Annotated in this window: 12 protein-coding genes; 8 read left to right on the top strand and 4 right to left on the bottom strand. The window is 64.1% G+C overall.

Annotation, left to right across the window (positions count from 1 at the left end):
- The first annotated feature begins 397 nt into the window (after positions 1–397).
- The 8 genes from rpmH (at position 398) to BJQ95_RS19370 (ending at position 5,400) form a co-directional block, all read left to right on the top strand.
- Entirely contained in the window at positions 398–535 is a 138-nt protein-coding gene (gene rpmH, locus BJQ95_RS19405) for a 50S ribosomal protein L34 (RefSeq protein ID WP_010204566.1), read from the top strand.
- Positions 536–543: 8 nt separating this feature from the next.
- Positions 544–885: a ribonuclease P protein component gene (gene rnpA / locus BJQ95_RS19400; RefSeq protein WP_130177662.1), complete on the top strand. Its 342-nt coding sequence runs from the start codon at positions 544–546 to the stop codon at positions 883–885.
- The gene (gene yidD, locus BJQ95_RS19395; RefSeq protein WP_130177661.1) at positions 882–1,214 is read left to right on the top strand and encodes a membrane protein insertion efficiency factor YidD; all 333 of its coding nucleotides are present in this window, start codon (positions 882–884) and stop codon (positions 1,212–1,214) included. Before rnpA ends, yidD begins: the two co-directional genes overlap by 4 nt.
- The gene (gene yidC, locus BJQ95_RS19390; protein WP_130177660.1) at positions 1,202–2,176 is read left to right on the top strand and encodes a membrane protein insertase YidC; all 975 of its coding nucleotides are present in this window, start codon (positions 1,202–1,204) and stop codon (positions 2,174–2,176) included. The genes yidD and yidC overlap by 13 nt, the downstream gene beginning before the upstream one ends.
- A gap of 5 nt (positions 2,177–2,181) precedes the next feature.
- On the top strand, positions 2,182–2,706 hold the full coding sequence (locus BJQ95_RS19385; RefSeq protein ID WP_130177659.1) for a R3H domain-containing nucleic acid-binding protein: 525 nt from the start codon (positions 2,182–2,184) through the stop codon (positions 2,704–2,706).
- Between the two features lie 11 nt (positions 2,707–2,717).
- The gene (rsmG, locus tag BJQ95_RS19380; protein ID WP_130177658.1) at positions 2,718–3,347 is read left to right on the top strand and encodes a 16S rRNA (guanine(527)-N(7))-methyltransferase RsmG; all 630 of its coding nucleotides are present in this window, start codon (positions 2,718–2,720) and stop codon (positions 3,345–3,347) included.
- 86 nt (positions 3,348–3,433) lie between these two features.
- Positions 3,434–4,372: a ParA family protein gene (locus BJQ95_RS19375; protein WP_130177657.1), complete on the top strand. Its 939-nt coding sequence runs from the start codon at positions 3,434–3,436 to the stop codon at positions 4,370–4,372.
- Positions 4,372–5,400 carry a ParB/RepB/Spo0J family partition protein gene (locus BJQ95_RS19370; protein WP_130177656.1) on the top strand — a complete coding sequence of 343 codons (1,029 nt, stop codon included), beginning with the start codon at positions 4,372–4,374 and terminating at the stop codon, positions 5,398–5,400. The genes BJQ95_RS19375 and BJQ95_RS19370 overlap by 1 nt, the downstream gene beginning before the upstream one ends.
- A gap of 558 nt (positions 5,401–5,958) precedes the next feature.
- On the opposite strand, the gene BJQ95_RS19365 is transcribed toward BJQ95_RS19370, so the two are convergent.
- The 4 genes from BJQ95_RS19365 to trxB form a co-directional block, all read right to left on the bottom strand.
- A complete protein-coding gene (locus BJQ95_RS19365; RefSeq protein WP_130177655.1) occupies positions 5,959–6,918 on the bottom strand; it encodes an ATP-grasp domain-containing protein in 960 nt (319 codons plus the stop codon).
- Positions 6,919–6,961: 43 nt separating this feature from the next.
- On the bottom strand, positions 6,962–8,281 hold the full coding sequence (locus tag BJQ95_RS19360) for a PLP-dependent aminotransferase family protein (protein ID WP_130177654.1): 1,320 nt from the start codon (positions 8,279–8,281) through the stop codon (positions 6,962–6,964).
- Between the two features lie 132 nt (positions 8,282–8,413).
- Complete coding sequence (trxA, locus tag BJQ95_RS19355) at positions 8,414–8,737, bottom strand: thioredoxin (protein WP_130177653.1); 324 nt, start codon at positions 8,735–8,737, stop codon at positions 8,414–8,416.
- 10 nt (positions 8,738–8,747) lie between these two features.
- Positions 8,748–9,722: a thioredoxin-disulfide reductase gene (gene trxB, locus BJQ95_RS19350; RefSeq protein ID WP_130177652.1), complete on the bottom strand. Its 975-nt coding sequence runs from the start codon at positions 9,720–9,722 to the stop codon at positions 8,748–8,750.
- Positions 9,723–9,734: the final 12 nt, after the last annotated feature.

The raw sequence follows: 9,734 nt of genomic DNA, 5'->3' as shown, positions 1-9,734 counted from the left end.
GGTTCCCCACATTCTTTTTCTCATCCACCGGTCCGCGCGGCGCGGTCATCCATTTTGTGCACACAGGATGGCCCGTCGGGCGATTCATCCACAACGTTATCCACCGCCTGTGGGCAAATAACGACTGGATTCCCAGGGTTTACCCACAACCTGTGGATAACTTGTCCTCACGGTAGTCAATGACCGGCGGTCAGGCCAAATTAGCTTGCAGAATGCCAGCGTGTCTGTACCGGAAATGGGAATTCAATGGGCAGAATCGAGACTTTGGGCCTCGTCAGTTTGACCGCGGGCGAGCGAAGCCGTAGATTTAATCAGTTGACCCCAGCCCGTGGGCTACCTCACTCTTTCCCGGCCGCTCGTTTAGGCCTGCGGAGATCCAATACGTGGAGATTGAACAATGAGCAAGAGAACGTTCCAGCCGAACAACCGTCGTCGCGCGAAGGTGCACGGTTTCCGTCTTCGCATGCGCACCCGCGCCGGACGCGCCATCCTCGGTGCTCGTCGTCGCAAGGGTCGCACCGAACTCTCCGCGTAAGACCTCCCGTGCTCGCTCACGCCAATCGCATCACGAGCGGGAGCGACTATAAAGCTGTCGTTCGACGAGGTGTACGGGTCGTCGGCCCGCACACGGTGGCGTATCTGCGCCGCAACCCAGAACCCACTCCGGTGCGGTTCGGGTTCATCGTCGCCAAGAACGTTGGCGGCGCGGTAGTGCGCAACCGCGTGCGGCGTCGAATGAAAGCAGCAAGCTTCGATCTCCTTCCTGGCGTTCCAGCCGGGACGGAGATCGTTTTTCGCGCACTGCCCACATCGGTGCACGCCAGTTGGCCCGATCTTGTGGCCGAGCTGTCGAACGCCCTGATCAAGGGGCAGCGCGCACGATGAACAGGGCGATAGTCACGCTGTGGTTGCTCCCCCGGAACCTCGGGGTGATGTTGCTTCGCGTCTATCGCGCAGTAGTCTCACCGTTGTACGGCGATGTCTGCCGGTACTACCCGTCGTGTTCGGCGTACGCCCTTGGCGCCGTTCAAGAATATGGCCTGATCGTCGGCTCCTTTTTCGCCGCGCGCCGGGTTTCGCGTTGTCATCCTTGGGCTGAGGGCGGAATCGATGATGTTCCCCTGAAACGACACCGTCGCTATACCGTGACGTCGTTTGGATTTGTAGTTCCTTTAGCCACGGAAAGGGCTGACCCGCACGTATGGACCTCATAGGTACTATCCTCTGGCCGCTGAAATGGGCCGTTGAGCTTCTGCTCGTCGCCTTCCACTGGCTGTTCTCGAACCTGGGCATGGGCTACAACGACGGCCTCACCTGGGTGCTGTCCATCGTCGGCCTGGTCCTCGTGGTTCGTGCGGCGCTGATCCCCATCTTCGTCCGGCAGATCAAGAGCCAGCGCAAGATGCTCGAGGTGGCGCCGCAGCTCAAGAAGATCCAGGACAAGTACAAGGGCAAGAAGGACCAGTTCTCCCGCGAGGCCATGTCCCGCGAGACCATGGAGCTGTACAAGCGCACCGGGACCAACCCGCTCGCCTCCTGCCTGCCCCTGCTGCTGCAGATGCCGATCTTCTTCGCCCTCTTCTCGGTGCTGAACGACGCCCAGCGCTCCAACGCCGGTGTCGGCCCGCTCAACCAGGCCCTGGCGACGAGCTTCGGAAACGCCAACCTGTTCGGCGTCGCGCCCCTGCACGACACCTTCGCCCAACAGTGGGCGTTGTGGACCGGCGGAGCGGACTTCAACCTCTCCGTCATGATCATCGCGGCCACCATGGTCGTCCTGATGACCGCCTCGCAGTTCATCACTCAGCTGCAGATCGTCTCCAAGAACATGTCGCCGGAGACCAAGGCGAGCCCCATGTTCCGCCAGCAGAAGATCATGTTGTACCTGCTGCCGCTGGTCTTCGCCTTCTCCGGTGTGGCCTTCCCGCTCGGCGTCATGTTCTACTGGCTCACCTCGAACATCTGGACCATGGCCCAGCAGTTCCTCGTTATCCGCAACATGCCCACGCCCGGCAGCGAGGCCGCCAAGGCCCGCGAAGAGCGGCTCGCCCGCAAGGGCAAGCTCATCGCAACCGATGGCGACATCATCGTTGTCGATGAGCCCAAGAAGCCGGCCCAGCGTCAGCAGCCTGTTGGTAAGAACCGTGCCAAGAAGCAGACCGGCCCCAAGAAGTAAGAGGGATGGACAACGTGACTGAGAACACCGACGTGATCAATGCGGATGCCGCGTCCGACGCTGCGCCCACCATCGGCCAGCTGGAGCAGGAAGGCGACATCGCCGCCGACTACATCGAGGAATTCCTCGACATCTGCGACCTGGACGGCGACATCGACATCGACGCCCGGAACGGTCGGGCGTACCTTTCGGTGAACTCGTCCGAGCCGGAGAACCTGCGTTTGCTGTCCAAGCCCGACACCGTGAACGCCCTTCAGGAGCTCACCCGTCTGGCCGTGCAGAACAAGACCGGATCGTTCTCCCGGCTGATCCTCGACATCGGCGGATCCCGCGAGGCGCGTCAGGCTGAACTGACCCACCTCGTCGGCCACGCCATCGAGCGCATCGAAGGCGGCGCAACGGAGGCTTCCCTCCCCCCGATGTCGTCCTACGAGCGCAAGCTCGTGCACGACATCGTCTCGGAGCGCGGCTACGTGTCCGAGTCCCTGGGCGAGGGCCGCGACCGGCATACCGTCATCACGGCAGCGTAACCACGCCCCGTATGACTGAGACCCTCGAGGCTGAACCGGCGGTAGCCGTCGCCCTTTTCGGCGACCGCATCGAGGTCGCCAGAGAGTTCAGCCGGCACCTCGCCGAGCAGGGGGAGGAGCTTGGGCTGATCGGCCCGCTGGAACTTCCCCGGCTGTGGAGCCGGCACATCCTCAACTGCGCTGTCGTGGCGCCGCTTCTGAGGCCCGGCCTGGTCGGCGACGTCGGATCGGGTGCCGGCCTGCCCGGCCTGGTGCTGGCAATCGCGCGGCCCGATGTGTCCTTCGTGCTGATCGAGCCGATGGAGCGCAGGGTAGCCTGGCTCACCGGGCAGGTCGCCGCGCTGGGCCTGACCAACACGCGGGTGTTGCGAGCCCGCGCCGAAGACATCCGGTTGGACACCCCGCTGGACCAGGTCACCGCGCGCGCTGTAAGCGCATTCAAGACCCTCATCCCGCTGACCGCACCGCTGCTTCGCCCCGGCGGGGAACTCGTACTGATGAAGGGCGCGGGCGCTGCGGGGGAGATCACCAACGCGGCCAAGCCCATCGCGCGGTTCCACCTGCGCAATGTGGAAGTTCTCACCCTCGGCGAGGGCGTGCTCGAGGACGTCACTCGGGTCATAAGGGCTACAGTGGACTAACCCCCGGCAGCATCCGCTCGGTTCGAGAGGACAGTACCGGACGCCCTCACGGGTGGCTCATCAACCGTCGAACGCAAAGGTTTCACGTGAAACATCCTGGTGAAGACCAGCAGGCCGGCTCCACCGGTTCCGGCGTCGACAACAGCACCCCGCTGGCGCGGGAGATCTCAGATCTAACCCGCCGCCGCCAGGTGATCGCAGCGGAACGCCTGCCCAAACCGGACAGCACCCGTGTGATCACCATCTCCAACCAGAAGGGCGGGGTGGGCAAGACCACCACCGCCGTCAACCTGGCCGCGGCATTGGCGCGTCAGGGCGCGCGGGTGCTGGTGATCGACCTCGACCCCCAGGGCAATGCGTCCACCGCCCTCGGCGTGGAGCACCGCGCCGAAACCTCGAGCGTTTATGACGTCATCATCAACGATCTCCCGATGGTGGATGTGGTGCAGAAGAGCCCGGAGTTCGGTGCCCTGTATTGCGTGCCGGCCACTATCCACCTGGCCGGGGCCGAGATCGAACTGGTTTCCCTGGTCGCTCGCGAGCAACGCCTGCGCCGGGCGCTTGATCTGCACATCAAAGAAATGGCGGACCCGTACGATTACGTCTTCATTGACTGCCCACCGTCGCTCGGGCTGCTCACCATCAACGCCTTCGTCGCTGCGCGTGAGGTTCTCATCCCGATCCAGTGCGAGTACTACGCGCTCGAGGGGCTCAGTCAACTGCTCAAGAACATCGAGCTGATCGAGAAGCATCTCAATCCCGAGCTGGTGGTTTCGACCATCCTGCTCACAATGTACGACAGCCGCACCAATCTGGCCAACCAGGTGGCACAGGATGTGCGCGATCACTTCCCAAAGCAGGTGCTGGATACGCTGATTCCACGCTCTGTGCGGGTCTCTGAGGCGCCCAGCTACGGTCAGAGCGTCATCAGCTACGACCTGAACTCCGCAGGATCGCTCTCCTACCTCGAAGCAGCGGCCGAAATCGCCCGTCGGGGCGTTCCACGAACAGGAGATACCCAGTAATGGCGAAACGTACAGGGCTCGGTCGCGGTATCGGCTCGCTGATTCCAGTTCAGGACAACCCGTCGCAGGCTCGGCCAGTCGACGTGTTCTTCCCGTACAACGAGGTGCCGCATGCCGAGGGTACCGCCGGCGCTTCGCCGGTGGTCGGCGGGGCGCATTCCACAGCGGCGGAGATCGCTGTGGCGCCGGCGGCCGACGATGCGCTGGAGTTGCTTCCGGTTCCCGGTGCGCGCCTCGCCCATCTGAATCCTGCCGACATCGTTCCGAATGCCGTTCAGCCCCGCAGCGTGTTCGATGAGGACGACCTGGCCGAGCTGGTGCACAGCATCCGGGAAGTCGGTGTGCTGCAGCCCATCGTGGTTCGTCCCCTCGCCGAACAGCCCGGTAAGTACGAACTGGTCATGGGGGAGCGGCGTCTGCGGGCGACCAAGGAAGTCGGCCTCGACAGCATTCCGGCAATCGTTCGGGATACCGCCGACATCGACATGCTGCGGGATGCGCTGCTGGAGAACCTGCATCGTGCCCAGCTGAACCCGCTCGAAGAGGCATCCGCGTATCAGCAACTGTTGAGCGACTTCGGGATCACCCAGGAGGAGCTGGCCAGTCGCATCGGCCGGTCCCGCCCTCAGATAACCAATACCCTGCGCCTGCTGAAGCTACCGGAGGCCGTGCAGCTTCGAGTTGCGGCCGGAGTGCTGTCTGCCGGCCACGCTCGCGCGGTGCTGTCGGTGGGGGACTACGAGGGCATGCTTCACCTCGCCGACAAGATCGTGAACGAGGATCTGTCGGTGCGTGCGGCCGAGGCCGCCGCTGCCGCCGGACCCAAGACGGCGGTCGTCAAGCCGGCAGCCGGTAAGCGCCAGGGACACCTCAATGAGATCGCCGAACACCTCGGCGATCGCTTGGATACTCGCGTAAAGATCAGCCTAGGCGCAAGAAAAGGGCAGATCACGGTAGATTTCGCCACAATCGGTGATCTGAATCGAATCCTCGGCGTGCTCGGCGAGCCGGGCTTCGGAGCCAACTGAAGCCCAGTGTTTCACGTGAAACATTGCGGTTCCGCGCAGCCACGCTTTTGACCGGGCGTGTCAAGATCAGGTCATTCAGTGAGTCTTGTTAATATCGACCAGCGTGTGGGGCTCGTCCGCTGATTGAGCTCGTCGAAATCAGGTTACGTGCTGGTCTCGACGGGCTCGACCAACGTATGGGCAGCTTGCGCGGAGATGCTGGACCCCCTCCGCTGATTGAGCGCCTCGATGTCAGCCCCATGTAAGTTTCCACAAGCCCGACCGACGTGGGTGCACCTCCAGGCGTGCCCGCACGACCCCGCTGATTGAGCCTGTCGAAATCAAGGAGCGGCTGTGTGATCGGCAGGCGGGATGTTTCACGTGAAACACTGGCCGGCGGCGACAAGCAGCGGGACAGATGACCGACAAGACGTGGCAAAACCACTCAAAACAGGCTATTTTCGGTTCGCTGTACGCCACTCTCCCGATATTTGGGCATGCAGGGTTGTGCCGGATCGCGAGAGTGGCCGTCACATTGGCCCTCCCGACGCCATGTTTCACGTGAAACATGGCCGAACGCTACCTCTGGTCGGTGAACGCGGCGCGCGCCAGTGCAGCGTAGACGGTGCCGAGGGATTCGCCGGAGGCTTCGATGGACTGCGGGGCGAGGGAGGTTTCCGTCAGGCCGGGCAGCACGTTGGCCTCGAGGAACCAGGCAACACACTCGGCATCCACGATCAGGTCGATGCGGGAGAGTTGTGCCAGACCAAGCAGGGTATGGATGGCGACGGCCGTGTCGGCGATCCTCTGAGCCACCTCCGGTGCGATGCGCGCTGGCGTGAAGAACAGGGTCTCCCCGGCGTTGTAGCGGGCGTCGAAGCTGAACACGCCACTCACGGGAACGATCTCGACCGCGGGGAGAGCGACGGGCCCGGCCCCGGTGTCGATGACCGTCACGGCGAGCTCGGTGCCCTCGACCTTGGTCTCAACGAGGGCCGTTTCGTCATAGGTGTAGGCATCCACCATGGCACGGGGGAGACCTGCAGGGGTTTCGACGATCGTCACACCCTGGGCGGACCCGCCCTGCGCGGGCTTAACGACGAGCGGAATGCCAAGCGCGCGCACCAGGTGCTCGAGCACGCTGGCCGCGCCCAGGTCGCGAAAGGTCTCGCGTGAGAGGGCGATCCACGCCGGCGTGGCGAAGCCCGCACGACGCACGAGCTCCTTGGCCGTGGGCTTCGACCAGGCCAGGCCGGCGGCGGTGCCGCGCGGGCCCACGTGCGGGATCCCGGTCGTTTCGAGCAAGGAGAGCAGGGCGCCGTCCTCGCCGGTCGCGCCGTGCAGCACGGGCCAGATGACGTCGGGCCGGCGCGTGGCCAACTCGGTGAGGAGCCCGGCCTGGGGGTCGAGCACCGTCACGGTGTGGCCGAGCCCGGTCAACTCGTCGGCGACGCGGCGTCCGCTGCGCATGGAGACGTCGCGCTCGTGCGAGATTCCACCCGCGAGCACCACAATGTCAAGAAACTCTGATTCGCTCATGATCTGGGGTTTTCCTTAGCTCGAGCCGGAGAGAAACGCGGGGTCAGTTGATGTCTGGCGGCGGGGCGCCGAAGCGTCGTCCGTCATGGGCGGGATACAGCGAACCAGTGCCGGCGAAGGTGTCGAGCAGCTCGAGCTCGTCACGGATCACGGTGGCGAGGCGGCGAATGCCCAGACGGATGTGGTCCGGCGTCGGATAGCAGAACGAGAGCCGGATGTTCTGGCGCCCCTGTCCGTCGGCGAAGAAGGCGGTGCCCGGGGTGTACGCCACGAGTTCCTTGACGGCGCGGGGAAGCATGGCCTTGGAGTCCAGGGTGTCGGGCAGGTTGAGCCAGACGTAGAACCCGCCGTTGGGGTTGGTCCAGGTGAGCTCGGGCAGGTACTCCGTCAACGCCGAGAGCATGGCGTTCTTGCGTTCCCGATAGACGCCTCGGAAGGTGTTGATCTGGCCCTTCCAATCCGCGGTGGAGAGGTACTCGGAGATGACCAGCTGACTGAAGGAGCTGGGGGAGAGGACGGCCGCTTCGTTGGCCAAGACCAGCTTCTCCCGAATGGCGTGCGGCGCCAGCGCCCAGCCCACCCGGAAGCCGGGGGCGAGGGTCTTCGAGAAGGTGCCCAGGTACACAACGCCGTCCCGTTCGACGGAGCGCATCGCATCCGGCGCCTTCTGGTCGAAGTACAACAGTCCGTACGGGTTGTCTTCGAGGACCAGGATCTCGTTGGCCCTGGCGATCTCCAGGATTTCCAGGCGCCGAGCCCAGCTGAGGGTCACGCCGGCCGGGTTGTGAAAGCTCGGAATCGTGTAGAGGAACTTGATTTTGCGACCGTCGGTTTTGAGGCGGGCGATGTGCTCCCGGAGCGCCTCCGGGATCATGCCGTGCTCGTCCATCGGCACATGATCGACATCCGCTTGGTAGGACTTGAAGATCACCATGGCGGTGACGTAGCTCGGACCCTCAGAGATCACGACGTCGCCCGGGTCGAGGAAGAGCTTGCTCACCAGTTCCAGGGCGTGCTGGGAGCCGGTGGTGACGACCACGTCGTCAGCATTGGCTCGGATGCCCTCCAGGGCCATGACCTCGAGGATCTGCTCCCGGAATAGGGGAACTCCCTGACCAGAGCCATATTGCAGGGCCACGGGGCCCTGTTTGCGCATGACGCTGTCCATGGCGTTGATCACAAGGTCCTGCGGCAGGGCCGCAACGTAGGGCATCCCACCGGCAAGGGAGACGACCTCGGGGCGTGAGGCGACAGCGAACAGGGCGCGCACCTCGGAGGCCCGCAGGGCGGCGGCTCGCTCGGCGTAGTGGTGGTACCACGGGTCGAGGTTGTTACCGGCCTGGGGAGTGCCTATCGCTGTCACGTCATGTCCGTTCTGGTGAGGCCTCAATCGTATGGGGTGCGTTCCGCAGTGTACGCATTGCCCCGGATATGCGAAAACACCCGCCCGGCGGTTGCCGGGCGGGTGTGGGGTTCGGTCGGAACCTTCCGGCGGCTACTTGAGGTAGGCGGCCAGGTCGGCTTCGAGTGCGGGCTTCGGCTTGGCGCCGATGACGGTCTTGACGACCTCGCCCTTCTGGAACACCTTCATCGCGGGGATGGAGGTGATCATGTACTTCGCGGCCAGGGCCGGGTGGTCGTCGACATTCAGCTTGACGATGTCGATCTTGTCGGAGTTCTCTGCGGCGATCTGGTCGAGGATCGGGCTGACGGCGCGACACGGGCCACACCACTCGGCCCAGAAGTCCACCAGGACGGTCTTCTCGTTGTTGATGACTTCCGACTCGAAGGTGGCGTCGGTGACGGCGCGTGCTGACATGTGGTGCTCCTTAGTTGGTGACGCTTGCAAATTCGGGGTCGCCGGCAGCAGCCAGCAGATCCTCGGGAAGGGTGGCCAGGTAGTGTTCAGCGTCCAAGGCCGCCACGGTGCCGCTGGCGGCCGCGGTGACGGCCTGGCGGTAGGTGGGGTCGATGACGTCTCCGGCGGCGAACACGCCCGCCTGGCTGGTCTTGGAGGACCGTCCGGCTACGGCGATGGTGCCCTCGCTGGTGAGATCGAGCAGGTTGTGCACCAGATGCGTGCGCGGGTCGTTGCCGATGGCAACGAACAGGCCGCCGACCGGGAGGCTGGTCTCGGTGCCCGTGACGGTGTCGCGCAGGCGCAGCCCCTCGACGGCCTCCTCTCCGTCGATGCCGATGACCTCGGTGTTCCAGACGAATTCGATCTTCGGGTGCGACAACGCGCGCTCCTGCATGATCTTTGAGGCGCGCAGGGTGTCCTTACGGTGGATGATGTAGACCTTGCTCGCGAACCGGGTCAGGAAGGTGGCCTCTTCCATGGCGGAGTCGCCACCACCGACGACGGCGATGATCTTCTCCTTGAAAAAGAATCCGTCGCAGGTCGCGCACCAGGACACGCCCCGGCCACTCAGGCGCTCTTCGTCGTGGATGCCGAGCTTGCGGTAGGCGGAGCCGGTGGCGAAGATCACCGAGAGGGCCTCGTGCTTCTCGCCGTTGCCCAGTGTCACTGACTTGACGGTGTCGCCGAACTCGAGCTTGGTGACGTCGTCGTAGACGACCTCGGTGCCGAACTTCTCGGCCTGCTCCTGCATCTTGGCCATCAGATCAGGTCCCTGGATGCCATCGGCGAAGCCCGGGAAGTTCTCCACGTCTGTGGTATTCATCAGTTCGCCGCCGGCCTCGACCGAGCTGGCAATCAGGAGCGGCTTCATGTTGGCGCGCGCGGCATAGATGGCGGCCGTGAACCCGGCAGGTCCCGAACCGATGATGATGATCTGGCGCACGCGTAGACTCCT

Source organism: Cryobacterium sp. SO1 (assembly GCF_004210215.2).
Lineage (GTDB): Bacteria > Actinomycetota > Actinomycetes > Actinomycetales > Microbacteriaceae > Cryobacterium.
Note: the sequence above shows the minus strand (reverse complement) of the source record. Positions and strands in the feature narration are given on the sequence as shown.

Excerpts from the sequence above, each read along its gene's own strand:
- BJQ95_RS19370 (WP_130177656.1), top strand. The coding sequence starts at position 4,372 with ATGGCGAAACGTACAGGGCTCGGTCGCGGTATCGGCTCGCTGATTCCA.
- yidD (WP_130177661.1), top strand. The coding sequence starts at position 882 with ATGAACAGGGCGATAGTCACGCTGTGGTTGCTCCCCCGGAACCTCGGG.
- trxA (WP_130177653.1), bottom strand. The coding sequence starts at position 8,737 with ATGTCAGCACGCGCCGTCACCGACGCCACCTTCGAGTCGGAAGTCATC.
- BJQ95_RS19385 (WP_130177659.1), top strand. The coding sequence starts at position 2,182 with ATGGACAACGTGACTGAGAACACCGACGTGATCAATGCGGATGCCGCG.
- rsmG (WP_130177658.1), top strand. The coding sequence starts at position 2,718 with ATGACTGAGACCCTCGAGGCTGAACCGGCGGTAGCCGTCGCCCTTTTC.
- rpmH (WP_010204566.1), top strand. The coding sequence starts at position 398 with ATGAGCAAGAGAACGTTCCAGCCGAACAACCGTCGTCGCGCGAAGGTG.
- BJQ95_RS19365 (WP_130177655.1), bottom strand. The coding sequence starts at position 6,918 with ATGAGCGAATCAGAGTTTCTTGACATTGTGGTGCTCGCGGGTGGAATC.
- yidC (WP_130177660.1), top strand. The coding sequence starts at position 1,202 with ATGGACCTCATAGGTACTATCCTCTGGCCGCTGAAATGGGCCGTTGAG.